General features: G+C 70.9%; 20 protein-coding genes. 10 read left to right on the top strand and 10 right to left on the bottom strand.

Annotated features, from left to right (window positions below; translation table 11 throughout):
* Window positions 1-107 precede the first annotated feature (107 nt).
* The 3 genes from A6A25_RS27545 to mug are packed head-to-tail and all read left to right on the top strand — an operon-like array spanning window position 108 to window position 1,899.
* On the top strand, window positions 108-680 hold the full coding sequence (locus A6A25_RS27545) for a hypothetical protein (protein WP_073895029.1): 573 nt from the start codon (window positions 108-110) through the stop codon (window positions 678-680).
* 11 nt (window positions 681-691) lie between these two features.
* Window positions 692-1,345 carry a copper resistance CopC family protein gene (locus A6A25_RS27540; protein ID WP_073895027.1) on the top strand — a complete coding sequence of 218 codons (654 nt, stop codon included), beginning with the start codon at window positions 692-694 and terminating at the stop codon, window positions 1,343-1,345.
* A gap of 23 nt (window positions 1,346-1,368) precedes the next feature.
* On the top strand, window positions 1,369-1,899 hold the full coding sequence (gene mug / locus A6A25_RS27535) for a G/U mismatch-specific DNA glycosylase (protein WP_073895025.1): 531 nt from the start codon (window positions 1,369-1,371) through the stop codon (window positions 1,897-1,899).
* A gap of 38 nt (window positions 1,900-1,937) precedes the next feature.
* Here the strand turns inward: mug and A6A25_RS27530 are convergent, their stop codons facing one another.
* The gene (locus A6A25_RS27530; RefSeq protein ID WP_073895023.1) at window positions 1,938-2,453 is read right to left on the bottom strand and encodes a DUF742 domain-containing protein; all 516 of its coding nucleotides are present in this window, start codon (window positions 2,451-2,453) and stop codon (window positions 1,938-1,940) included.
* A gap of 290 nt (window positions 2,454-2,743) precedes the next feature.
* Here A6A25_RS27530 and A6A25_RS27525 point away from each other — a divergent pair, with 290 nt between their 5' ends.
* The gene (locus tag A6A25_RS27525) at window positions 2,744-2,965 is read left to right on the top strand and encodes an RNA-binding S4 domain-containing protein (protein WP_073895021.1); all 222 of its coding nucleotides are present in this window, start codon (window positions 2,744-2,746) and stop codon (window positions 2,963-2,965) included.
* Window positions 2,966-2,986: 21 nt separating this feature from the next.
* Here the strand turns inward: A6A25_RS27525 and A6A25_RS27520 are convergent, their stop codons facing one another.
* On the bottom strand, window positions 2,987-3,514 hold the full coding sequence (locus tag A6A25_RS27520; RefSeq protein ID WP_073895019.1) for a hypothetical protein: 528 nt from the start codon (window positions 3,512-3,514) through the stop codon (window positions 2,987-2,989).
* Window positions 3,515-4,086: 572 nt separating this feature from the next.
* On the opposite strand from A6A25_RS27520, the gene A6A25_RS27515 reads away from it, so the two are divergent.
* Window positions 4,087-5,580 carry a sugar transferase gene (locus A6A25_RS27515; protein ID WP_073895017.1) on the top strand — a complete coding sequence of 498 codons (1,494 nt, stop codon included), beginning with the start codon at window positions 4,087-4,089 and terminating at the stop codon, window positions 5,578-5,580.
* 276 nt (window positions 5,581-5,856) lie between these two features.
* Window positions 5,857-10,698, top strand: a complete 4,842-nt coding sequence (locus A6A25_RS27510; protein ID WP_073895015.1) for a DUF4082 domain-containing protein — start codon at window positions 5,857-5,859, stop codon at window positions 10,696-10,698.
* Between the two features lie 675 nt (window positions 10,699-11,373).
* Here the strand turns inward: A6A25_RS27510 and A6A25_RS27505 are convergent.
* On the bottom strand, window positions 11,374-12,714 hold the full coding sequence (locus tag A6A25_RS27505; RefSeq protein ID WP_083668738.1) for an O-antigen ligase family protein: 1,341 nt from the start codon (window positions 12,712-12,714) through the stop codon (window positions 11,374-11,376).
* A 2-nt stretch (window positions 12,715-12,716) separates the two neighbouring features.
* Entirely contained in the window at window positions 12,717-13,739 is a 1,023-nt protein-coding gene (locus tag A6A25_RS44285; RefSeq protein ID WP_073895013.1) for a hypothetical protein, read from the bottom strand.
* A gap of 93 nt (window positions 13,740-13,832) precedes the next feature.
* Here A6A25_RS44285 and A6A25_RS27495 point away from each other — a divergent pair, with 93 nt between their 5' ends.
* The gene (locus tag A6A25_RS27495; protein ID WP_073895155.1) at window positions 13,833-14,792 is read left to right on the top strand and encodes a TolB family protein; all 960 of its coding nucleotides are present in this window, start codon (window positions 13,833-13,835) and stop codon (window positions 14,790-14,792) included.
* An 11-nt stretch (window positions 14,793-14,803) separates the two neighbouring features.
* Here the strand turns inward: A6A25_RS27495 and A6A25_RS27490 are convergent, their stop codons facing one another.
* The 3 genes from A6A25_RS27490 to A6A25_RS27480 are packed head-to-tail and all read right to left on the bottom strand — an operon-like array spanning window position 14,804 to window position 18,539.
* The gene (locus tag A6A25_RS27490) at window positions 14,804-16,021 is read right to left on the bottom strand and encodes a rhamnosyltransferase WsaF family glycosyltransferase (protein WP_073895011.1); all 1,218 of its coding nucleotides are present in this window, start codon (window positions 16,019-16,021) and stop codon (window positions 14,804-14,806) included.
* Window positions 16,018-17,505 carry a lipopolysaccharide biosynthesis protein gene (locus A6A25_RS27485; RefSeq protein ID WP_241828948.1) on the bottom strand — a complete coding sequence of 496 codons (1,488 nt, stop codon included), beginning with the start codon at window positions 17,503-17,505 and terminating at the stop codon, window positions 16,018-16,020. Before A6A25_RS27485 ends, A6A25_RS27490 begins: the two co-directional genes overlap by 4 nt.
* Complete coding sequence (locus A6A25_RS27480) at window positions 17,490-18,539, bottom strand: glycosyltransferase (RefSeq protein WP_073895009.1); 1,050 nt, start codon at window positions 18,537-18,539, stop codon at window positions 17,490-17,492. Before A6A25_RS27480 ends, A6A25_RS27485 begins: the two co-directional genes overlap by 16 nt.
* Before the next feature lie 94 nt (window positions 18,540-18,633).
* Here A6A25_RS27480 and A6A25_RS27475 point away from each other — a divergent pair, with 94 nt between their 5' ends.
* Window positions 18,634-19,482, top strand: a complete 849-nt coding sequence (locus A6A25_RS27475) for a glycosyltransferase (RefSeq protein ID WP_241828947.1) — start codon at window positions 18,634-18,636, stop codon at window positions 19,480-19,482.
* Window positions 19,479-20,714 (top strand): hypothetical protein, encoded by a 1,236-nt coding sequence (locus tag A6A25_RS27470; RefSeq protein WP_073895006.1) that lies wholly within the window; start codon window positions 19,479-19,481, stop codon window positions 20,712-20,714. The genes A6A25_RS27475 and A6A25_RS27470 overlap by 4 nt, the downstream gene beginning before the upstream one ends.
* A gap of 4 nt (window positions 20,715-20,718) precedes the next feature.
* Here A6A25_RS27470 and A6A25_RS27465 read toward each other — a convergent pair whose 3' ends face one another.
* From A6A25_RS27465 to A6A25_RS27455, 3 genes are read right to left on the bottom strand one after another with little or no spacing between them, the layout of a single operon-like run.
* Entirely contained in the window at window positions 20,719-21,051 is a 333-nt protein-coding gene (locus A6A25_RS27465; protein WP_073895004.1) for a hypothetical protein, read from the bottom strand.
* A complete protein-coding gene (locus tag A6A25_RS27460) occupies window positions 21,048-22,172 on the bottom strand; it encodes a WXG100-like domain-containing protein (protein ID WP_073895001.1) in 1,125 nt (374 codons plus the stop codon). Before A6A25_RS27460 ends, A6A25_RS27465 begins: the two co-directional genes overlap by 4 nt.
* A gap of 21 nt (window positions 22,173-22,193) precedes the next feature.
* A complete protein-coding gene (locus A6A25_RS27455; protein WP_143193456.1) occupies window positions 22,194-22,475 on the bottom strand; it encodes a YbaB/EbfC family nucleoid-associated protein in 282 nt (93 codons plus the stop codon).
* A gap of 139 nt (window positions 22,476-22,614) precedes the next feature.
* Between A6A25_RS27455 and A6A25_RS27450 the strand changes: the two genes are divergently transcribed.
* Window positions 22,615-23,922: a YncE family protein gene (locus A6A25_RS27450; RefSeq protein ID WP_241828946.1), complete on the top strand. Its 1,308-nt coding sequence runs from the start codon at window positions 22,615-22,617 to the stop codon at window positions 23,920-23,922.
* The last annotated feature ends 392 nt before the right edge of the window (window positions 23,923-24,314 follow it).

The following is a 24,314-nucleotide window of genomic DNA, read 5'->3' as shown; positions in this document are numbered from 1 at the left end:
CACGCACAGCCGCCGCGACCGCACGCACAGCCGCCGCGACCGCACGCACAGCCGCCGCCCAAGGGCCGCACAGCCCGCTCACAGGCTCGCCCGTGACGGTGGTCGCCATGACTACCGAAACCGAGCAGCAACCGACGTGGGGTGACGAGCCGCCGCCGCGGCCCGCCGCTGCGGGAACCGGCTGGAACGGCCGCAAGACCCTCGCCGCGGTCGCGATCGCCGTCGGCATCGCCGCCGTCGGCGGTGGTGTCATCTACGCCGCGAGCAACTCCGACGCGGCACAGGGCATGCGCGGGCCCGGCGGCTACGGCCGGGCCGGCGGCGGGCTCGTGATCATGGGCGGGCCGTTCGGCGACACCCAGCACGGCGAGTTCCAGAACGGCGAGGTCACCGAGGTCGGCGACACGTCCATCACGGTGAAGAGCCCGGACGGGTTCAGCCGGACTTACCGGATCGACGACGACACGCGGGTCAACGGCGGCCAAGGCGACCTCGACGACATCGCGAAGGGCGACGTCGTGACCGTCATCGCGGCCGAGGGCGCCGACGGCGAAGCCACCGTGGACACCATCATGGATGGCGACGTGCAGCGCGGCGGGCCGCGGCAGAAGCAGGGCGACGGCCGACCGCCGGTCGACCAGGACTCGACCGACCAGCGGGGTACCCCGCCGACCCGGTAGAACTATCCGGTATGACCAGACTGGCGCTCTCGGCACTGTTGGCAGCACTGGCCCTGTTCGGGGCGGCGCCCCAGGCGCTCGCCCACACCGACCTGGTGTCCAGCGACCCGGCGAACGGCGCCTCGGTGCCGCAGCGGCCCACCCGGCTCACGCTGACGTTCACCGAGCCGGTGCCCGCCGAGAGCGCCACGGTGACCGTCACCGGCGCCGACGGCACCGCGTGGCCGACGGGCGAGATCACCGCCGACGGCGCGACGCTGACCGTGCCGGTGCTGGAGAACGCGGCACCGGCCGGGCCGTACACGGTGTCGTGGACGGTCGAGTCGCTGGACGGCGACTTCGTCGACGGCACGTTCGCCTTCACGCTGACCGCGCCGGTGGCCCAGCCGCCGGCCACCACGCCCGCCGCACCGCCCGCCGTGACGTCGGCGGACGCGGCACCCACCTCGTCCTCCGCCGCCGCGACCGGTTCGGTCGCCACGATCACCGCCGTGGCCACCGGCACGTCGACCCCGGCGGCCACCTCCGGTTCGGGTGACGACGGCGGCGTGCCGCTGTGGGTGTGGATCCTGATCGCGGCCGTGCTGTCGGTGATCGGCATCGCGGTCGGCGTCGGGCTGAACCGGCGGGCGAAGGGCGACGACGCCGCGACGCCGGCCGAGTAGCCGACGGCCGCGGTCGGCTGAGCATGAGTCACGAGCGATCGACGCGACTTCCCGTCCCGGACGTCGTCGGGCCGGGGTTGGACGTGCTGTTCTGCGGTATCAACCCCGGTCTGCTGTCGGCGGCCAAGGGGCAGCACTTCGCCCGGCCGGGCAACCGGTTCTGGCCCGCGCTGCACCGGTCCGGCTTCACGCCGCGGCTGCTGACGCCCACCGAGCAGGACGAGCTGCTCCGGTACGGGCTGGGAATCACGAACCTGGTCGCCCGGCCGACCGCGCGGGCCGACGAGCTGACGGCGGAGGAGCTGCTGGCGGGCGGTGTGCGGTTGACGGCGTTGGCGCGGCGGTACCGGCCGAAGGTGGTGGCGGTCGTGGGCGTGACGGCGTACCGGGCCGCGTTCGGGCGCAAGGCGGCGGCGATCGGCCCGCAGGAGGAGACGATCGCGTCGTCGCGGCTGTGGGTGCTGCCCAACCCCAGCGGGCTCAACGCGCACTACCAGTTGCCCGCCCTGGCCGAGGTCTTCGGCCGCCTGCGGTCGGAGATTGCGCAGTCCTAGCGCCCGCCGTCTGCGGAGCAGCGGCAATCCAACACAGCTCAGAGATTGCGCAGGCCGACTAGCACCCGTTCCAGCAGCGTGAAATCAGGGCCGCTGGGCGCGGTGGCGTTGTCGTGCACGGCGACCACGCCCATCGAGATCAGGTCGCCGAGCAGCACCCGCGCCACGCCCAGCGGCACGGACAGCAGCGCGGAGACCTCGGCGACCGACCTCGGGTAGTTGGCGCACAGCTCCACGATCGACCGCTGCTCTGCGGTGCTCTCGCGCATGGCGATCGCGATGCCGTCCTCCTCCAGCGAGACCAGCGTCTCCAGCCTCAGGTCGTAGCCGGAGGACGTGCGGCCACCCGTCCACGCGTAGGGGCGGACCAGGGGACCGGAGAACTCCTCCACCGCCGGCGGCGGCTCGGGCTCGCGGACGGTCGGCATGGGCGGTGCGTCGAAGGAGAGGTCTCGGTCGAACGGGGCGGTCTCCTCCAGCGGCTCCTCCTCCAGGCTGCGCCGCAGCGCCGCCGAGCCGAACCGGGCGCCCGTGGCGCCGACCTCGCCCCGCAACGACCTCCGCCGTCGGGGCGGCTTGGGCTGTTCCGTAGGCTGTTCTTCCAGACTGCGCCGAAGCGAGGGGGAGCCGAACCGGGCGCCGGTCGTGCCGACGTCTCCGCGCAGGGACCGGCGGCGTCTGCGCTCGCCGCCGGTCGGCTCCGGGTCAGAGCTGCCTGTGCTCACATTCCGGGAACCGTAGACCGAACCGCGTTCGGCGGATGTCGGGCGTGTTTCGAGTGCGTGCAATCCTCGTTAATCACCGCACATGCGCGGCTTCGGGCGGCTTGGAGGATGATGGGACGATGCGCATCCGCGAGGTCGAGATCTCCGACGACATGATCAGGTTGGGTCAGTTCCTCAAGCTGGCGGGCTTGGCGGACAACGGCGCGCACGCCCGTGACCTGGTCGAATCCGAGGAGGTCACGGTCAACGGCCGGCTGGAGACCCGCCGTGGCGCCCAGCTGCACCACGGTGACGTGGTCGCCGTGGGCCAGGAGAAGGCGCGGCTGGTTACCGGACGTTAGCGTCCCTCACGTGAGAAGTCCTCACAGTGGTGGCGAGCCTTGGCGGCGGTAGGCCCACTCCTCGTGCCAGCAGTGCGGGTAGACGCCGCGCCGGAAGTAGGCGCCCACGCCGTCGATCGGGGCCGCCGCGCGGTCGTGGTAGAGCAGCCAGTAGGGCAGGACGGTGGCCACGACCCAGTTCAGCACCACCAGCGGCAGGTAGCAGGGGCCGAAGAGGCGGGCCTGGAACACGTGCACGGCCTCGTGATCGTCCACGTCCTTCGCGATCCCGGCCTGCACGGGCCCGACCGTGGTCGCGAAGCCCTTGATCACGCCGTTGCGCAGGCCGAGGGTGCCCCGGTGCCGGCTGAACTCCGGGTCGACCTCGTTGCCGCGCGCCAGCGCGTAGGCCAGGAACACCGCGCCCGCCAGGGTGTTCGGCAGGCTCCACGTGGCGTCCACCACAGCCAGCGTGACGCCGCGGCGGCCGCGCGGGTACAGCCGGGTCCGCCACGCCCACGCCCCGTGGAACGCGCCCAGCAGCCCGCCGATCACCGACAGGACGACCACCGGACCATTGTGACCGGAAAAGTGGCGACGGTCACTCCCGATCGGCCAAGGGGTGGGAAATGTCCGCCACTCCTCACCCGAAGTGTCCGCGCCGTTGCGCCGAATAGCTGCTGCCGCCCTGTGAATGGGTGATCGCAACCCGCCACGGTGCGGTCTCGCCGATAGGGTCACAAGTCCTTTTTCGGGCGCATTCCGGGGCAGCTTCGACCGACGTCGAAAACTCGCTGTAACGGAAGCCGTCCCAGATTCGATGGACGTGTCCGCGTGCCTGCGCGACCGGGCACCGGCCACTGTGGACCGTACGCCCCGGGAGCCGGGCAAGCCTTTTCCGGGAACGTTGTCGGTAACCCGAAGTCACCTGGCGAGACGGGTCGGTGTGCGCCGACCGGCGCACCGGGGAATGTCGCCCGGTGGAAGTCCGCCGACCGTGTAACGCGCGCCCCCGAGCCGACGAATGACGGTTTGGCGAGGCGAGAAATCGCCGGCCGAACATTTGCCGTACACCACGCGGGTCCGTCGGGGATGCCTGCGAACGTGCACGTCCGAACCGGCCCAACCCGGGGAGTACCACGATGAGCGAGCAGGTCCAGCCCACGCGACACAGACCGGTCGCGGGGGTCGGCACCACCTACCGCACCACCCAGCGCACCACGAGCCCCACCGTCGGCAGCTGGGAACCCGCCTACCGCTACGGCGTGATCGCCGCCGACGTCTTCTGCACGGTCCTGGTCGTCGTCCTCGCGGGCGTCGTGCTGTCCGCCCGCCACGAGTCCTTCGGCCCGCTGCCCCTGCTGGGACTGGAAGCGGTCACCGTCGCGGTGGTCGTGGGATCGCTGTTCCTCAACCGGGTGTGGAACCCGATGGTGCTGGGCCAGGGCGCGGAGGAGTTCCGCCGGCTGGGCCGCGGCCTGTTCGGCTCCGTCGTCGCGCTGGGCCTGGCCGCGCTCGCGGCCGGGCTGCCCGGTGCCCGGCTGTGGGTGTTCGTGGTCGGACCGGCCATCGCGCTGGTCGCCTTCCCGGTCCGCTACCTGCTGCGCCGCCCGCTGCACCGCGCCCGCGGCGAGGGCCGCTGCCTGCTGCCGGTGCTCGCGGCGGGCAACCTCGACACCGTCGCCGACCTGATCGGCCGCACCCGCCGCGCGCCGCACCTGGGCTGGCGCGTGGACGCGGTGTGCACGGTCGACGGCCGCGCCGAGATCGGCCTGGAACTGGAGGGCGTGCCGGTCGTCGGCCGGTTCGGCGACCTCGGCGAGCAGGTCCGCCGCGGCGGCTACCGGATCGTCGCGGTCACCGCCGACGCCTACTGGACGCCGCGCCGGTTGCAGCAACTCGCCTGGGACCTGGAGGGCACCGGCACCGAGATGGTCGTCGCGCCCGCCCTCATGGACTTCGCCGGACCGCGGCTGCACGTCACCGGCGTGCTCGGGATGCCGCTGCTGCGGGTGAGCGAGCCGTCGTTCACCGGCTTCCGCCGCGTGGTCAAGACCGCCGTGGACAAGGTCGGCGCGGCGCTGCTGGTCACGTTGCTCAGCCCGGTGCTGCTGGCCGTCGCGGTGGCGATCATGGTCGACACCAGGGGACCGGTGCTCTACCGGCAGCGCCGCGTCGGCAAGGACGGCGTGCCGTTCACCATCCTGAAGTTCCGCACCATGGTCACCAACGCGGATGCGCTGCGCGCCAAGCTGCAAGCGGTGAACGAGGGCGCGGGCGTGCTGTTCAAGATGCGCCGCGACCCCCGCGTCACCACCGTGGGCCGGTTCCTGCGGCGCTATTCGCTGGACGAGCTGCCGCAGCTGTTCAACGTCCTCGGCGGCCCGATGTCGCTGGTCGGCCCGCGGCCGCCGCTGCCGGAGGAGAGCGCGAAGTACGGCCCGGACATGCGCCGCAGGCTGCTGGTGAAGCCGGGCCTGACCGGGTTGTGGCAGGTCTCCGGGCGCAGCGACCTGTCGTGGGAGGAGTCCGTGCGGCTGGACCTGCGGTACGTGGAGGAGTGGTCGCTCGCCCTGGACGCGCTGATCCTGTGGAAGACCTTCCGCGCCGTGTTCGGCGGCCAGGGGGCCTACTGATGACCGGCTCACCGATTTTCGGCTCACCGACGACCGACCGAAGGGTCACCCGTCTCCGCACCGCCGTCGGCCTGGCGCGATCGTCCACACCGGACAGGATCACCCGCTAGGGGCGGCCCGGGCACAGCCTGCGTTCGGCGGTACGGATCCTTCCGTTGTGGTGTAACGCGAAGCTCGTTCCCAGCGACGATCGGAGCAACAAGGCTCCGCTGGTCGATGCAGTGCTCACGCGATCACCACCCGTCACGACAGCTTGTGCTCGAAAGGTGAAACCCCATGACCGCCGACCGGACGCGGGTCAGGCCTGCTCTCGCGACAACGCTGACGCGCCTCGTGATCGTCGCCGCCCTCGTGGCGTCCACGATCGCGGTGGTCGGTCTGCTGCGCGCGCCGGAGGCGGTCGCCGCACCGTGCGACGTGCCCGTGGTCAACAAGGTCGCGTGCGAGAACACCAAGCCGGGCACGCCCGACTGGCAGGTGTCCTACCGGGACGACGGCATCCTCGGCTTCACCACGGACATCAGCGCCACCCCCGGCGGCCGGGTCGACTTCAAGATGCTCACCAGCGCGTCGTCGTACTACATCGACATCTACCGACTCGGCTGGTACGGCGGCGTCGGTGCCCGGTTCCAGGAGCGGATCACCCGCACCACGCCGCAGAACCAGCCGCCGTGCCTGCGCGGCACGGACGGCAGCGCGTTGATCGACTGCGGTAACTGGGCGGTGTCGCTGAGCTGGAACGTGCCGACCACCGCGGTCTCGGGCCTGTACTACGCGCGCACGCACCGCAACGACAACGGCGCGGAAAACGAGATCGTGTTCGTCGTCCGCGACGACACCAGCACCTCGAAGATCCTGTTCCAGACCTCCGACTCGACCTGGGTGGCCTACAACCGCTACGGCGGCAACAGCCTGTACTTCGGCGACGGCCCCGGCCAGGGCGGGCAGGCCTACAAGGTCAGCTACAACCGCCCGTACACCGGCGGCGACGGCGACGACAACTTCATCTTCAACGCCGAGTACCCGATGCTGCGCTTCCTGGAAGCCAACGGGTACGACGTGAGCTACACCACCGACGCCGACTCGGCCCGGCGCGGTCACCTCATCAAGAACCACCAGGTGTTCATGGCCGTGGGCCACGACGAGTACTGGTCCGAGGAGCAGCGCGCCAACGTGGAAGCCGCCCGGGACGCCGGCGTGCACCTGGCGTTCCTGACCGGCAACGAGATCTTCTGGAAGCACCGGTGGGAGAAGAGCATCGACTCCTCCCAGACCGACTGGCGCACCATCGCCTGCTACAAGGAGACCAAGGGCACCCAGAACGACGGCCTGGCCGACTGGACCGGCACCTGGCGCGACCCGCGCTACCCCGACCAGGACGGCGGCAAGCCGGAGAACGCGCTACTGGGCAACATCTTCACGGTCAACGGCCGCCGCGAGGACTCGCTGCAGGTCCCGGCCGCCTACGGCAGGATGCGGCTGTGGCGGCACACGTCGTTGCAGAGCATGGCCGCCGACGCCACGTACACGTTCCAGCCGGGCACGCTCGGCTACGAGTGGAACTCGGTGGAGGACAACGGCTTCCAGCCGGCCGGCGTCGCCCAGCTGTCCCGCACCACCGTGACCATGCCCGACGGCCCGTACGTGCTGCAGAACCACGGTGACCTCTACACCCCGGACACCAAGACCCACGCCATCACCTACTACAAGCACCCGAGCGGGTCGCTGGTGTTCGGCGCCGGCACGGTGCAGTGGGCGTGGGGCGTGGACGACGAGCACGCGTTCCTCACCAACACGCCGACCTCCGACGTGCGGATGAAGCAGGCCACGGTCAACTTCCTGGCCGACATGGGCGTGCAGGCGTCGACGTTGCAGGCCGGTCTGGTGCAGGCGACCAAGAGCACCGACACCCTGGCGCCGACGGTGGCGTTCACCAACGTGCCGCCGATCTCGACCGTGGGCGCGGCTTACACGTTCGGCGGCACGGTGACCGACGTGGGCGGCCAGGTCGGCGGCGTCGAGGTGTCCACCGACGGCGGCGACCGCTGGCACCCGGCGGTGTGGCAGGCCGGGCAGACCGGGTGGAGCTACACCTACACCCCGAGCCAGTCCGGTCCGGCGAGCCTGCGCGTGCGCGCGGTGGACGACTCGGCGAACCTGTCCACCCCCGTGGTGGCCACGCCCGGCGTGGGCCCGCGCACCTGCCCGTGCGGCCTGTGGACCGGCGCTGACAGCCCCGAGGTGCCCGACAGCGGTGACGCCTCGCCGCTGGAGCTGGGCGTGAAGTGGCGCGCGAACGGCGACGGCTACGTGCGCGGCGTGAAGTTCTACAAAGGACCGGGTAACACCGGCACGCACACCGGCACGTTGTGGGACCGCGACGGCACACCGCTGGCCACCGGCACGTTCACCGACGAGACCGCGGGCGGCTGGCAGACGCTGACCTTCGCGCAACCCGTGCCGGTGTCCGCGGGCACCACCTACGTCGTGTCGTACTTCGCGCCCAACGGGCACTACTCGTACGACCTGGAGTACTTCTTCCAGCAGCCCCGCTACCTCGAACCGCTCACCGGCCTGAAGAACGGCGAGGACGGACCGAACGGCCTGTTCCGGTTCGGCGGCCCCGGCTTCCCGACCCAGTCCCACTGGGGCAGCAACTACTGGGTGGACGTGGTGTGGGCGCCGGACCCCGGCCCCGACCAGCGCGCCCCGCTGCTCGTGTCCACCACGCCGGTCGACGGCGAGGGTACGGTCGCGCTCGACCCCGTCGTCTCCGCCACTTACGACGAGGCGATCGCGCCCGGCTCCGCCCAGTTCACGCTGACCGGGCCGAACGGCGCGGTGTCCGGCTCGACGGCGCTGTCGAACGAGAACAAGACCGTGAGGTTCACGCCGAGCCAGGCGTTGACCCCGAACACGGGGTACACGGTGGCGCTGCGCGTGTCGGACGCGGCGGGCAACCAGACGCCGCAGTCGACGTGGTCGTTCACCACCGGCGCGACCCGGCCCGCGACGTGCCCGTGCACGATCTGGGACGACTTCGCCCGGCCCGCCGTGTACGCGGCGGACGACACCACGCCGACCGAGGTCGGCACCAAGGTCCGCTTCAACGGCAAGGGCGAGGTGCTCGGCGTCCGGTTCTTCAAGGGCACCGGCAACACCGGCACGCACACCGGCTCGCTGTGGTCGTCCACCGGCCTGCTGCTGGCCACCGGCACGTTCACCAACGAGACCGCGAGCGGCTGGCAGAAGCTGACCTTCGCCTCACCGGTGGTCGTGCAGGCGAACACCACCTACATCGTGTCCTACCACGCGCCCAACGGGCGTTACTCGGTCAGCAGCGGCCACTTCGCGGGGCAGGGCGCGAGCTACGCCGGGCTGCGCGCGCTCGCCGACGGCGTCGACGGACCCAACGGCGTGTACCGGTACGGCAGCGGCGGCTTCGCCCCGACCTCGACGTACAACGCCACGAACTACTGGGTCGACGTCGTCTACCGCAACGGCCTCAACGGCGACACCACCCCGCCGACGCTGACCGACCGCACCCCGGCGGTCGACGCCACCGACGTCGTCGCCACCACGCCGGTGACCGCGACGTTCAGCGAGCCGGTCGACCCGGCCAGCGCGCAGATCTGGCTGACCGACCCGCGCGGCGCGCAGCTGACGGGCTCGGTGTCGCTGTCCGCCGACCAGCGGACCGTCACCTGGACGCCGTCGGGCAAGCTCGCGCCGAACACCCGGTACACCGCGAGCGTGCTGATCGCCGACGTCAACGGCAACCCGATGCCGGACCCGGTGACGTGGTCGTTCACCACCTCCGCCGAGGTCATCTGCCCGTGCTCGCTGTTCAGCGCGGCGACCGTGCCCACGGTCACCTCGGCGGACGACGCCGGTGCGTACGAGCTGGGCGTGCGGTTCACCCCGACGGCAGGCGGCCGGATCACCGGCGTGAAGTTCTACAAGGGCGCGGGCAACACCGGCACGCACACCGGCTCGCTGTGGTCGCCGAGCGGCCAGCGGTTGGCCACCGGCACGTTCACCGGTGAGACCGCGAGCGGCTGGCAGACGTTGACGTTCGCCACGCCGGTCTTCGTGTCGGCGGGCCAGACCTACACCGCGTCGTACACCACGACCACCGGCCACTACGCCGTCGATGCCGGGTACTTCAACGGTTACGCGGTGACCAGCGGGCCGTTGACCGCGCCATCGGGCTTGGACGGCGGCAACGGCGTCTACCGGTCGGGGGCGGGCCACCCGACGAACTCCTACGCGGGCGGCAACTACTGGGTCGACGTCGTCTTCCTGCCCAACGACGACAACGTGCCACCGGTCGTCAACGGGCGGACGCCGCTCGACGGCGCGGGCGAGGTGTCCCGCACGTCGCCGCTGACCGCGAGCTTCGACGAGCCGGTCGACCTGAGCACGGCCCAGTTCGCGCTCGCCGACTCCGGCGGCGCGAAGGTCGCGGGCACGCTGTCGTTGTCGGCGAACCAGCAGCAGGTGACCTGGACCCCGGCCGCGCCGCTGGGCGGCGGCATGACCTACACCGCGAGCGTGCGCGTCGCCGACGTTTACGGCAACGTGATGACCGCGCCCACCACGTGGTCGTTCACCACGACCACCGAAGGCGGGTGCCCGTGCTCGCTCTTCAGCACGGCGACCGTGCCGACTGTGGCATCGGCCGACGACACCGGCTCGTACGAGCTGGGCGTCCGGTTCGTGCCGTCGGTCGCCGGGTCCGTCACCGGGGTGAAGTTCTACAAGGGCGCGGGCAACACCGGTACGCACACCGGCACCCTGTGGGACGCGGCAGGCAACCCACTGGCCACCGGTACGTTCGTCAACGAGACCGCCACCGGTTGGCAGACTCTCACGTTCACCTCGCCGGTGACCGTCAGCGCCGGCACGACCTACGTGGCCTCCTACACCGCGCCGAACGGCCGGTACTCCGTGGACACCGGGTACTTCATGGGCAACTCCGTGACCAGTCCACCACTGAGCGCCCCAGCCACCGCCGAGGGCGCCCGCAACGGCGTCTACCGCTCCGGTCCCGGCTTCCCGGAGTCGTCCTACGCCGGCAGCAACTACTGGGTCGACGTCCTCTTCACCACCGACTGATCACGCGGCCGAACGATCAAAAGCTTGGAAGGCCTTGAAAGCCCTGAAAGCCCCGAAAAGCGTCCTCGCCGGACGGGCAGATCAGCAGGATGACATCCCCCGGTCCCGTCTCCCTCTTGTCCCGTTGGGAACGCCGGTTGGGTTGGTGGTCCCGGGGTACGTGTCATCCCACCGACCTCCCTCCGGGCTACCACACGCGTCAAGGGGGCCCCGAAGTTGGAGTATCAGGCAACGCTGGCACGAGGCCCCCTTGACCCGTGCGGTAGGGCTACGCCAGGTCGGCGGGATGACACGAACCCCTACCTCTGCAAAGCGGCTGCCCCCCGCCCCGGGCCCGTTCGTCCCCGCGCTCGTCGGCGACACCCGCGCGCTGTGCAACGGGCACGTCCTTCTCCCCAATAGGAGGGCTTCGTGTCATCCCGCCGACCTGGCGCAGCCTTACCGCACGTGTCAAGGGCGGCGCGTCCACCTTTGCCTGCCACTTCACTGGGACCTCGCGCCGCCCTTGACACGTGTGGTAACCCGGAGGGAGGTCGGTGGGATGACACGGAGTCCGGGACCACGCTGGGTCAGCAGTTCCCAACGGAACACGAGGGAGACGGGACCGGGGGATGTCATCCTGCTGATCTGCCCGTCCGGCGAGGACGCTTTTGATCTTTCAAGCTTTCAAGGCTTTCAAGCCCTTGGCGCCACCGCCGCCACCGCCGCCTCACGACGACGCTCCTCCTTGGCCACCCGCAACAACGCCCCCGTCACGCCGATCATGGTGAACACCAGGCCGGTGGCCACGCCGAAGCCCAGCAGGTCGAACGTCACCGACGCGATCCCGCCCGCCACCACACCCGCCACCAGCGCGCTGGCCAAGCTCCGCAACTGCTCGTCCCGGCTGATCATCCGCACCCGGATCGCCGCGAACGCCGCCGCCAGGAACATCCCGATCAACGCGAACAGCCCCAGGTAGCCGTTCTCGATCAACGTCAGCAGGAACTGGTTGTCCAGGATCGTGTACTTCGTCGGCAGGTACGTGCCGAACCCCCGCCCCAGCAACGGGTTCAGGTCGATCTGCTCCCAAGCCGCCTCGTAGTCGGCCGTACGCGCCTTCACGCTCGGGTCGTCCTCGATGTTGGAGAACATCCCCCGCAACGTCCCGAACAGCCCCGGCACCACCAGGCTCGCCCCGAGGAACGACCCACCGCCCACCACCGCCGTGGCGATCCTCCGCCGCCGCGGCAACGTGATGATCATGATCACCGCGCCCACCGCCATGCCCAGCAGCGCCGTCCGCGACAACGACGTCAGCGCACCCAGCCCCACCAGCGCCAGGCACACTGCCCACCGCTTGTACGGCGTCCCGTCGTCCCGCGCCTTGAACACGTAGTGCACGCCCAGCGGCACGGCCATCGCGCACACCAGCCCGTATTCGATCGGGTGGTTTGTGGTCCCGGTCGGCCGCCGGAAGATCGACCGCGACTCCATCGCCGAGTACCCGTTGTCCTGCACCCGCAGCCCCGGCAGCGACACGTACGACGCCAGGTCGACCCCCAGCCCGAACTGCACCAGCCCCACGAACGCGATCACCGCCGCGCAGCTCAGCAGCAGCCTGAGCACCCGGTCCAGCCGCTCCTTGGTGCGCACGGCGTCGCACACGAACACCGCGACCGCGATCATCGACGTGATCCGGATGATGCTGCTGTCGGCCACCGTCAACTCGTCGGTGGGCAGCCACCGCCGGGTCGCCACGCCGTAGGTCGCCAGCTGTGACGCCAGGTACAGCGCCACGGCGGTGCGCACGACGTTGCGCCCCTTGCCCATGCCGACGTTGTCCACCATCTGCCCCGACACCCACAGCACGCCCAGCAGCAACGCCACCACCAGCGCGGGCGGCAGCGTCATCGGCACGAACGACAGCACCAGCCGCGCCGGGATGATCAGCAGTGCCAACAGGAACAGGCTGACCAGCGTGGCGCCGTCCGCCCGCTGCCGCACGGGCTTCTCCCGCAGGAACGGCTCGGTCACGGTCAGGGTCTGTCGTCGTTGGTCGGCCACGCCGGGCCGGGCCTGCCGTCCGCGTCGCGCGCGCCGGGCGCGGCGATCTTCACCGTCTGCTCGCTGGCCGTGGGCTGCGGTCGGCGGACCGGTGGGCCCGGCGGACGGCGCGGTACCCCGTTGGGCGGCGTGTGCGTCTGCGTCGGCGGGGTCGCTCGCGGCGGCGCGGCCTGCGGGCCAACGGACTGCGGGCCAACGGACTGCGGGGGAGCGGTCTGCGGGGGAGCGGTCTGCGGGCCAACGGACTGCGGAGGAGCGGTCTGCGGGGCACCGGCGGCCGCTTTCGGTGCGGGAGCGGCCTGGGGCGCGGCGCTCTCCGGCTCCACGGCACCGGCCGTGCCCTCCCGCGCCTCACGACGGCGCCGCAGGTGGTTGAGCACGCTGTCACCGCCGAACGTGGCCGCCGTCGTCAACAGCATCAGCAGCACGAACGCCGCGCCCGCGTACCGGACCTTGCCGCCGATCTGCGCCTCCGCCGTGGTCGGGTTCACGATCACCTGCGAGGTGATGAACGTCGACGCCGGCGCCTTCAGCTCGGTCTGCTGCTTGTCCAGCTCCTGGGTGGCGAACTCCATCACCGTGGTGACCAGCCGCTCGGCCGACTCGGGCGTGCTGCCGTCCGCGGTCACGAACAGGAACGGGCCGCTCATCCCGCCACCGGCCGCGGTGAAGTTCTCCGTCGAGTCCTTGTCCAGGCCCAGCGACTCCTTGCGGGTCTTCGGGTCGGCCAGGATCTGCGCCAGGATCTGCGCGGTGGTGGTGAGGCTGCCGTCGAACGCGAGCAGCGGGTTGACCTGGACCGCGTCCTCGGGCGAGAGCTTCTCCGAGAACGTGCCACCGGCCGCGGGCGACGTGAGCACCATGACGCCGGAGGACTGGTAGCGCGTCGGGATGGACAGGAACACACCGGCGGCCACGGCGACAGCCGTGATCGCCGCCGGCAGGGCGATGTACCACCGCCTGCGCAGCGTTCGCACGGCGCCCCAGAAGTCCATCCGCTCCCCGATCCACGTTTACCCCGCGGGTGTGCGCGCGGGGTGTTGCTACTCTGAAATCGGCTGACTCGCGCCTAGTCGTTACAGGTGGTGATGGACTTGGGCCACCGGCGCGTGCTGCTCGCCGTCACGGCCATCGTACTGGTCGTGGGTGCCTCGGCGGCGTATGTGACGTCCGTCGTGCGGGACACCTCACCCGTGGCGGTGACCTCGGTCGGCGGTGACCTGATGTTCGTGGCGCTGGCCGACGGTCGCGCCCGGGTCGAGCAGGTCAGCCTGGCCGATCCCGGTGCCCGCGGCACCACGCCGATGACGTGCCAGCGGGTGTACCGGGCCGGTGGCACGACGGTGTGCCTGAAGCTGGCCGGTCCGGGTCCGACGTACGCGGCCGAGGTGTCGCGGGACGGCGCGGTCGCGCACCGCGTGCCGCTGCCCGGCGTGCCGAGCCGGGCGAAGGTGTCGGCGTCGGGGCAAGTGGTCACGTGGACGTCGTTCGTGACCGGTGACTCGTACGCGGTGCCCGGTGGTTTCTCCACCCGGACCGGGTACCTCGACCTGCGGACCGGCGCGGCGGTGGAGTCGCTGGAGGGGTTCGCCGCCGTGGTCGAGGGGAAGCCGCACACCGCGCAGGACGTGAACTACTGGGGCTTGACCGTGGCCGCCGACGACCGCACGTTCTACGCGACCCTGGCCTCGGGCGGGTACACGTGGCTGGTGAAGGGCGACTTGGTGGCGCGTCGCCTGGAGTCGCTGCGCCGTGACGCGGAGTGCCCGTCCCTGTCGCCGGACGGCACGAAGGTGGCGTACAAGAAGCGCATCGGTCGGCTGGGGCCGTGGGAGTTGGCCGTGCTGGACCTGAAGACCGGCGAGGAGCGCAGGCTGCCGGGCACGGCGGGCGTGGACGACCAGGCCACCTGGCTGGATGACGGCCGGCTCGCGTTCGCCGCCGTGCCGAAGGACGCCAAGCTCGCGTCGATCCACGTCGTCCCCGCCGACGGCTCCTCCTCCGCCGTGCCGATCATCCCGGACGCCGCCTCACCGTCCCCGGTCTGATCACCTGCCGCTCAGGCCGAGAGCTCCCGCCTGAGCACCTTCTCCAACTCGTGCCCGGCCGCGTCCCACGACCGCCCGGACACGCTGGCGGACGCGGCCAGCGCCACCGCGCCGAAATCGGGCGTGGTGACCACATCGGACAGTGCGCGGGCCAGGTCGTGCGGTGTCGCGGGCGCGTAGCGGACGTGGTCGTTGTCCAGCACGACCCGGTTGTGCTCGGCGTCGTTGACGACCGGCAGGCAGCCCGCGGCCAGCATCTCGTGCGGTACCAGCGAGACGTTCGTCATCGACAGCGTGAGGCCCGCGTAGCACCGGTTGTAGATCTCGTTGAGCCGGTCGGGCGTGACGAGGCCGTGGTCGACGTGCCGGGGCCCCAGCGACCCGATCTTCTCGCCGTACGTGTGGATGGTGATCTCCGGGTGCCGTTCGGCGAAGATCTCCAGCGCCGGCAACCCGATCTCGATCGCCCGCCGGGGCGCCAGCCGCCGCGCGTAGAACACCACGCCGTCGCGCGCCACACCGTCGCGCAGGTGGTAGCGGTCGGCGTCGCAGCCGAAGTCGAAGGAGTCCGCCGCCATCCCCGTCTCGGCACGCAGCTTCTCGGCCAGGAACCGGCCGGCGGTGAAACCGTGGAACCCCATCCGGTAGGTGTTCTCCGCCAGCGCCGACAGCCCGCCCACCGGGAAGAACCACGGCTCGTAGTCCTGCACGAGGTAGAACCGCCTGCCCGCGCACGGGTCGTTGAACACCGGGTAGGCGGTCATCCACGCGGTGGCGAACACGGCGTGCGCGTCGGCCATCCCGTCCGCCACGTCGTGCACCGGACCGCGGAACCGCGGGAACGCCGACCTGATCACCGGCTCGTGGTCCGCCGCACGGCTGCCGTACACGTCGTACAAGTACAGCCGGCACGTGTGCCCCAACGACTCCAGGTGCTCGATCAGCCGGAACATCGTGGTGTGCCCGCCCGACCCGGGTGACGGCGGCGTGCTGACCCAGTTCACGGTCATCCGCCCGTCCGCGGGCAGGGGCGGCACGACGACCGGCCGCGGCGCGCCGATGTCCGCCGCCCGCACGTCTTCCATGCGCACCGGGAACACCTCGGCGTCGGCGCCGAACCTCCGTGCCGCACGGCCGAGCGCACGCGCGCCCACCTGACGCACACCCTGGTCGCGCACGATGCGCGTGACCTGGTGCGCCCGACGCCGCAACTGCTGGACGACCTTCACGCGCCACTCCTCCGCAACAGACCCAGCACCTCGTGGCGCAGGGGGAACACCACGGCCGCGTACGCCAGCGACGCCGCCGCGCCACCCACCAGCAGCCGCCACAGGGCGCCGTCGACCAGCCACTGCGCGCCCGTCGCCACCAAGACCATGACCACACCGCCGACCACCGGCCGCGCGACCGCCGCACCGAGCGCACGTGCCCGCAGCCCGTAAGGCCGGAACGCGATCAGGTAAGCGGGCACGATCACCACCAGCACGACCACGCTCTGCGCCAGCGCCACACCCCGGATGCCGTCCAGGTGCGCGCCCAGCGCGAGCAGCGGCACGAGCGCCACCAGCCACACCAGGTGGATGACCAGGATCGCGCGCGACCGCCCGGCGCTGGCCAGGTAGTCGTACCCGAGCTCCAACGCCACCCGCAGCGCGCCCAGCAGCACCAGCAGCGCCAGCGCCTGCGCGGACGGCGCCCACCGGTCACCGTAGACCGTGCGCACGAGCGGGTCCGCCAACGCCGCGAGCAGCACGCACGCCGGCACCGTCACCAGCGCGAGCAGCCGCAACGCACGCGCGAACGTCCGCGTGAACAGCTCCGGATCGTCCCTGACCTGCGAGAACGCTGCCAGCGACACGCTGCGGACCGGCTGCGAGAACGCGCCGACCGGCCAGTTCGCCAGGTTGAACGCCAGCAGGTAGAAGCCGAGCGGCACGGTTCCGAGCACGCCGCCGACGATGATGTAGTCGACGTTGAGCACCCCGAACACCAGCAGGCTCGCGCCCGCCAGCGGCAGCCCGAACGCCAGCAGCCCGCGCGCCTCACCCGCGGCGAACCCCGGCCGGTAGCGCTTCGGCGTGTAGGCGAACATCACCACGGCGGCGACCAGGTTCGTGGCGATCCGCGACCACGCCAGGCTCCACGCGCCGAAGCCGAGGACCGCCAGCACCACCACCACGGTCGTGCCGACGACGAACGCCGACGTGTCCGCGACGAACTTGTGGTCCTGCCGGAACTCCCGTTGCAGCAACGCACCCGGCACCGCCGACGCGCCCGCGATCACCAGCGACAGCGACATCAACTGGATCACGCCCGTCGCCTGCGGTGTGTCCATCGCCTGGGCGAACCACGGCGCACCGAGCACACACAGCAGCGCCAACAGAGCACCGGACGCGATCGACAGCGTCGTGACCGTGGGCGCGAGCTCCTCGACCGGCCGCTCGGTGCGCACCAGGGCGACGCTCACACCCATCTCGCTGACGCTCATCACGATGTTGAGCACCACCAGCGCGACGGCGAACACGCCGAACTGCTCGGGCGCGATCAGCCGGGCCAGCAGGACACCGACACCCACCTGGCCGAACCGCTGCACCAGGCTGTTGACAGCGCTCCACCGGATCGCCGAACCGACCTTGCGCCGCAGCTCCGGCCGCTCGGTCGGAGTCGGCTCCACCCCGGTCGGCTCCACCTCGGCGGTCACTGGCCGCGCCACTTCCAGACCTGCCTGCCCACCAGGCCGGCGCCCCGCTTGGCCAGGTGGCTGCCCACGAACAGCTGCGTTCGGCTGCACACCTTCGGCCCGAACGCCCGCCGTCGCCGCAACGCCCGGTACTCGGGCAGTCGCCCGGCGTCCGGGAACACCCGCCGCGCGAACGCTTCCAGCTCGTCCACCGGGATCTCGGCCAGCTTGTCCCGGTCGTACGCGCGCACCGCCCGCCACAACGCGTCCTTGGCGATCGACCGGTCGGCCAGCGACCGCAGTCGCGGCGGCAGGTCGGGGTGCTCGGCGAAGAACCGCTCGAACACCGCCTGTCGCTGCTCCAGGTCGGCGAACAGCGAAGAGAACTGCGTGCGCATCATGCTCTGCTGGTGCACGCGGTAGTAGGCGGCGGGCTTGCCGCGCACGTAGCCGATGTCCGACACGGCGGCGATGCGCAGCCACATCTCCAGGTCGCCCGCGTGCGGCAGGTCCGGCCGGTAGCCGCCGACCCGCTGCTGCACCGACGTGCGCACCACGGCCTCCGGTGACGACAGCACGTTCTGCCCCGTGCGGCAGCGCGCCTCGATCCAGTCCACACCGGACCAAACGGTGCGGCCGCCCGGCGGGGCGATCACCGACGGCAGATCATCATGATCGCTGTAATAAACGACACGTCCGTAGACCATGCCGACGTTCGGGTGAGCCTCGAACACCTCGGCGGCACGGGCCAGGGCACCCGGCGCCAGCAGGTCGTCGGCGGACAGCAGCACGGTGTAGTCGGCCTTGGCCCACTCCAGCAGGCCCTCGTTGTACGTCGCGATGTGCCCCTGGTTGACCTCGTGCCTGCGGCCCTCGACCCGGGGGTCCCGCGTCAGCTCGGCCACGACCTCGGGCGTCTCGTCGGTCGACGTGTCGTCGATGATCAGCACCCGCACGTCGACACCGGGCTGGTCGAGCACGCTGTTCACGCAGGCCCGCAGGAACCGCGCGTAGTTGTAACAGGGGATGACGACGTCGACCGTCGGACGTGTCGGGGGATCGGTCACGCCCTACTCATCGTGTTCGACCGCGGATCGTTAACGGCGCGCCCCGGATCCCGATGTAGAAGGTCATACGGGAAGGGGTTCCATGGACCACGTCGTGCTGACGCGTTTCAACCTGCCGTCCGTGGGCGCGGAAAGCGTCGTGCGGGCGCGGGAGGGGTGGTTGACCGAACGCGTCGGGCTGTTCGAGCGGTACTGCCTGCCCTCGGTGGCGGCGCAGACCTCGGCGAACTTCCGGTGGCTCATCTACTTCGACCCCGAGAGCCCCCAGTGGCTCAAGGACCGCATCAAGGCGCACGGCGACGCGTACACGCCGGTGTTCCGCACGCAGGTCAGCCGCGACGAGCTGGTCGAGGACATCTCGGAGCTCTTCCCGGTCAAGGGCGACGCGCTGATCACCACCAACCTCGACAACGACGACGGCCTCGCCGCCGATTTCGTGGCCCGGCTCCAGGCCGATCGCCCCACCGGTCGCCGCACCGCCCTCTACCTGGCGAACGGTCTGGTCAAGAGCCCGACCGGGCTGTTCGCCCACCACGACCGCGACAACGCATTCGCGTCGATGCGGGAGAGCTGGGACGCGCCGGTGACGTGCTGGGCCGACTGGCACAACCGGCTGCACCGGCACGCCGAGGTGGTGTCGCTGGGCGGCCCACCCGGCTGGCTGCAGGTCGTGCACGGCGGGAACGTGAGCAACCGCACGCGCGGCAGGCTGGTCTCGCCCGCGCCGTACCGGCCGCTGTTCGGCGCCGCGCTGGACGACGTGCCGGAACCCGCGGGCGGCTTGCTGGCCCGTGACCGGTTCGTCGGCCACCCGCTGCGCACGGCCCGTGACGGCGCCCGGTACCTGGCCAAGACCACGGCCCAGCGGCTGCTCGGGCCGGGCGGCTTCGAGAAGGCGAAGCGGGTGCTGGCCGCCCGCGGGCGGGTCCGGACGCCGAAGTGACCAGGACGGCCGCGCTCGCCGCCCTCGTCCTCGCGCTGACCGCGTGCACGGCCGAGCCGAAGCGACCGGAGCCCGCACCCACCCCTCCCGGCCCGTCCGTCGACTACTACAAGCGGTGGGCCAACGGACCGAACCCCACCGGCGACCCGACCGTGTTCCCGATCACCGTGTGGATGCAGGACCCTTCGGGCGTCGAGCACGGCGAGAAGCTCGGCCGGGCCTTCCCGAAGATCGGCATCGACACCGGCATCGGGCTGTGGGAGGACGAGTGGTGGTACCTCCGCCAGGAAGGCCTGCACGAGACCGACTGGCGCGTCTACGTCGACGGCACGCGCGTCGACACGGTCCTGGCCGACACCGCGCACGCCCGCAACTACGTCGGTTACCTGATCGCCGACGAACCGGACATGAACAAGGCCTACGGCGACGAGTTCCACCCCGACATGCAGCCGTCGGCGATCCTCAAGGCCGCCGACGCGGTGCGCGCCAAGGACCCCACCCGGCCGACCTACCTCAACTTCAGCCCGTGGATGGGCACCCCCACCGGCGAGGTCGGTTACGGCTACATCGAGCAGTCCTACGAAGAGGACATGCGGACCTACTGCTCGGCCGCCGACATCGCCTCGGCCGACTACTACGGCTGGACCCACCCCGACCGCAACCACACGGTCGGCGCGTACAGCTACGGGCAGGTCATCGACACCATGCGCAAGTGGTGCGGTCCGGACAAGCCGCTGTACGGGTTCGTGGAGACCGGCCACCCGCACGACCGCGGTGAGACGATCACCCCGGACCAGCTGGAGTCGGCGGTCTGGAACACCATCCTGCACGGCGCGACGGGCATCAACTACTTCGCGCACAGCTTCCACACCGACGGCACCGGCGAGTACTCCAGCGTCCTGACCCGCCCCGACATCAAGGACCGCGTCACCGCCGTCAACGCGCTCCTGAAGTCCCTCGCCCCGGTCCTCAACTCACCCAACCTCCCCGGCGTGACCGCCACGAGCGACAACGGTATCCCGGTATCGGTCCTGCACAAGCAAGGCTGGCTGCTGGCCCAGACCGACGGCACCAAGGACCATCCCCGCAGCCGCTCCGCCCGCGTCACGCTCACCGTCCCGGTCTCCTCGGGCACGGCCACCGTCGTCGACGAGAACCGGACCGTGCCGATCGTGGACGGCCGGATCGTGGACGACTTCGGCCCCTACCAGGTCCACGTCTACCGGTTCTGAGCGGTCACCGCGGTCCTTGGATCGGTGGCAGGCCGCGGCGGACCTCCGCCGCGCCGCGCGCGTCGGCCGCGAGGTAGTCCGCGGCGATGGCCCGGCCGTTGACCACCAGGGCGGTGAACATCCTGGGCGCGTTGTCGGCGGAGCGCAGGGCCAGGTCGCGGGCCGGGTCGTAGTGGGTGCGGAAGGCGCGGGCGATCTCGTCGTCGCCGATGCCGGCCTCACCGGCCGAGACCGCCTGCCGGGCCCGCGTCCAGTCGGTCTCCAGCGTGGCGCCGGCTGTCTCGAGCGCGTCGAACACCCCTTCCGCCACCGTGGTGTCCATCTCGACGAAGCTCATCGCACCTCCCAGGTCTCGGTGTGCACCACGGAGCTGCCCCTGGTCTGGTACTCCTGCGCCACACCTGCTCGGTGGAACTCGCTGATGAAGCCGTCACTGGTGCCGGGAACCTTGAGCGGGCCTAACTTCACGCCCTTGTCGTAGTCGCCCGCCGTCCAGTTGTAGTGGTCGAAGACGTGCGACTGGTAGGTCACCTCGACCCGGTGCGCGCCGCCGGGCACGTCCGGCGGGTGCACGGTCACCAGACCGGTGACCGAGTGGTCGCCCGCGCCGACGCCCAGGTGCCAGTTCACGTTGTCGCCGGGGGTGACGTTGAACGTCTGCCAGCCGGACTGGAAGGGGATCGGCCGGCCGTAGTCGCCGTTCTCGATGGCCTGGTTGATGTGCGGCAGCGCCGCGTTGCCGAGCTGCAGCTCGACAGCGCCGCGCAACCGCGGCACGGCGTCGAACAGGTTGTCCGGGTTGATGTCCATCGGCGTCCCGGTGCCGTCGAAGTAGTGCGCGAGGTGATTGGCGCCGTCCGGCAGGAGCACGTGCGAGCCCTTGGCACCCTCGGTGTAGCCCTGTTCCAGCAACCACTGGTCGAGCCAGGAGGCGTCGGAGCCGAACTCACCCGCGCCGGCATCGGGTGCGGGCGGTGGTGGCGGCGGTGGCAGGTCGGGCGGCGCGCCCACGGTCGACGCGGCCCGGGCGAGGATGTCGTTCACCTCACCGGCTAGGTGGACCACGATCCTCGCCATGACCAGGGGGTCCAGCGGCGATGGCGGTCTGCCGAACACCAGCTGTTCGCCCGCCGACATGAGCGTGCGGATCGACGTCTTCGCCTGCCCGACCACCTCGGCCAACCGGCCGGCTTGCCGGGACAGCCCGCCCATCCCGACCGAAGTCCGGTCGACCCACCCCAGGTGCTCGCCGAGGCGCGCACCGTACGCCTTTCCGGCGTCATCCGGCCACGCGGTCGCCAGCGGCGTCGAGTCGAACCGGCTCGCGGCGTGCAGCGCCTCACCACCCACCCGCCAGCCGTCGGCGAGACCACCCGCGGCCACTTCGTCGGTCTGCGGCCAACCGCTCAACGGCTTGACCAACTGCCACAGCACACCCTCGGGCTCCGGGATCGCCACGGGTCGAACTCCTCTCGAGCCTCAGCGCGGCCCGCTCGGCACCAACCGCTCCACCGCCGCGGTCACCTGCCGCCGCGCCTCGGCATTGGCCTGCGCGACCGCCGCCACGACGCGCGCGGCGAGCGCCCGACTGTCGTGCTCCCGGTAGACCCGCGGGTTCACCTCCAGCGCGACCAGGTCCCCGATCCCGTTCACCGTCGCGGCGACCAGGCCGTCCGGCGAAACCCCATCGGCCCGGACGTCGGTGATCTCCCGGTGCGCCGCGCGCAAGTCCTCGACCAGCCGGTCATGAGCGGTGTCCATGGCGTCAGTGTCGACCGGCACCACCCCTGGCGGAGACCCGTGACCTGTTCAGGCCACCGGCACGCTAACGACCCACCCGTACCCGGCGATGGGAGCAGTGCGGAACCCCACCGCGACCGGCGACCCCACGGAGGCCAAGGTGCGCAGACAGATCCGCAAGGTGCTCGCCGTCGGTGGCGCGGTCGCGCTGGGCGCGGCACTGCTGCCCGGAACGGCCGTCGCCCAGGACCCGGTGCGCGTGCTCGGCTACGTCGCCAACAACGGCGGCGGGGTGTCCGTCCTGGACACCGCGACGAACGCCGTCACCACCACCCTCGTCGACTCCACCGGTGACTCGCCCTACGGCGTCGGCGTCGCCTTCGACGGCACCCGCGCCTACGTGACCAACGTCCGTGACGACACGCTGACCGTCATCGACACACCGACCAACACCGTGGACGCGGCCGTACCGGTCGGCGACGGCCCCGCCGGTGTCGTCGTCTCACCATCCGGCGGCCACGTGTACGTGTCCAACTACGCGGCGGGCACGGTGTCCGTGGTGGACGCGGCAACCCTGACCACCACCGAAACCATCCCGGTCGGCGCGAACGCCGACGGAATCGCCATCACCCCGGACGGCAAGCGGCTCTACGTGGCACACGACGTCGTCGGCGCCGGCACCGTCTCCGTCGTGGACACGACCACCAACACGGAGCTCGCCGACCTCCCGACCGGCAACACTCCGACCGCCGTCGCCGTGACACCCGACGGCACCAAACTGGTCGTGGTCAACAAGTTCTCGAACAACGTGGCCATCGTCGACACCACCTCCAACACCGTGACCGGCACGATCCCGGTGAGCTTCATCCCGCACGGCATCGCCATCTCCCCGAACGGCCACCGCGCCTACGTGACCAACAGCGAAGGCCACAGCCTCTCCGTCGTGGACCTCGACGCCCTGACCTCGATCGCCCAGGTCCCAGTGGGCAGCAGGCCGATCAACGTCGCCCTCACCCCCGACGGCCACAAGGCCTACGTGACCAACTACAACAGCGGCACGCTGTCCATTGTGGACACCACAACCCTCGCCGTGATTAACACCGTCCCCGTCGGCAAGAACCCGGTCGGCATCGCCATCCACGCCGTCCCGCCGGCACCGACCAAGCTCACCGCGGGTCACGCCCAACTACAACTGCGCCTCCTCGGCTTCACCGCCCGAGGCCTGGACGCCACCCTCACCGAATCCCACACCGGCAAACCGGTAGCAGGCAAACAAATCGCCTTCCGCACCATCAAAGGCCACCCCCTCTGCACCGCCACCACCAACGCCTACGGCAAAGCCCAATGCGACGCCAACGTCCCACTCCTGGTCGGCCTCTCCACCCTTCTCCAGGGCTACACCGCCAGCCACCCCGGCGACCTGACCCACGGCCGCTCCACCGCCCACGGCCCAATCGGCCTCCTCTAACTCCACCCCACCACCCCACCTCCACCTCCACTGGCACGCCCTTCCGCATATAGGAGGGCTTCGTGTCATCCCGCCGACCTGGCGCAGCCTTACCGCACGTGTCAAGGGCGGCGCGTGCGGCTTTGCCCGCTACTTCACTGGGACCTCGCGCCGCCCTTGACACGTGTGGTAACCCGGAGGGAGGTCGGTGGGATGACACGGAGTCCGGGACCACGCTGGGTCGGGAGTTCCCGATGCAACAAGAGCGAGGCGGGACCAGGGGATGTCATCCTGTTGATCTGCCCGTCCGGCGAGGACATGCTTTTGCTTTTGGTTGTTGCACTTAAGAACTACCAGCACGCCACTCAAGTCCGGCTCGATTTGACATGGGGCCCCTTACCTTGATCTTTAAC

The sequence above is a fragment of the Saccharothrix sp. CB00851 genome (assembly GCF_001905065.1).
GTDB lineage: Bacteria > Actinomycetota > Actinomycetes > Mycobacteriales > Pseudonocardiaceae > Actinosynnema.
This window is presented reverse-complemented; position numbering and strand designations above follow the sequence as displayed.

What these genes read in the sequence shown, in the direction of transcription:
- A6A25_RS27455 (WP_143193456.1), bottom strand. Translation starts at nt 22,475, where the DNA reads ATGGACACCGCTCATGACCGGCTGGTCGAGGACTTGCGCGCGGCGCAC.
- A6A25_RS27525 (WP_073895021.1), top strand. Translation starts at nt 2,744, where the DNA reads ATGCGCATCCGCGAGGTCGAGATCTCCGACGACATGATCAGGTTGGGT.
- A6A25_RS44285 (WP_073895013.1), bottom strand. Translation starts at nt 13,739, where the DNA reads ATGGACTTCTGGGGCGCCGTGCGAACGCTGCGCAGGCGGTGGTACATC.
- A6A25_RS27545 (WP_073895029.1), top strand. Translation starts at nt 108, where the DNA reads ATGACTACCGAAACCGAGCAGCAACCGACGTGGGGTGACGAGCCGCCG.
- mug (WP_073895025.1), top strand. Translation starts at nt 1,369, where the DNA reads ATGAGTCACGAGCGATCGACGCGACTTCCCGTCCCGGACGTCGTCGGG.
- A6A25_RS27465 (WP_073895004.1), bottom strand. Translation starts at nt 21,051, where the DNA reads ATGAGCTTCGTCGAGATGGACACCACGGTGGCGGAAGGGGTGTTCGAC.
- A6A25_RS27495 (WP_073895155.1), top strand. Translation starts at nt 13,833, where the DNA reads ATGGACTTGGGCCACCGGCGCGTGCTGCTCGCCGTCACGGCCATCGTA.
- A6A25_RS27540 (WP_073895027.1), top strand. Translation starts at nt 692, where the DNA reads ATGACCAGACTGGCGCTCTCGGCACTGTTGGCAGCACTGGCCCTGTTC.
- A6A25_RS27510 (WP_073895015.1), top strand. Translation starts at nt 5,857, where the DNA reads ATGACCGCCGACCGGACGCGGGTCAGGCCTGCTCTCGCGACAACGCTG.
- A6A25_RS27515 (WP_073895017.1), top strand. Translation starts at nt 4,087, where the DNA reads ATGAGCGAGCAGGTCCAGCCCACGCGACACAGACCGGTCGCGGGGGTC.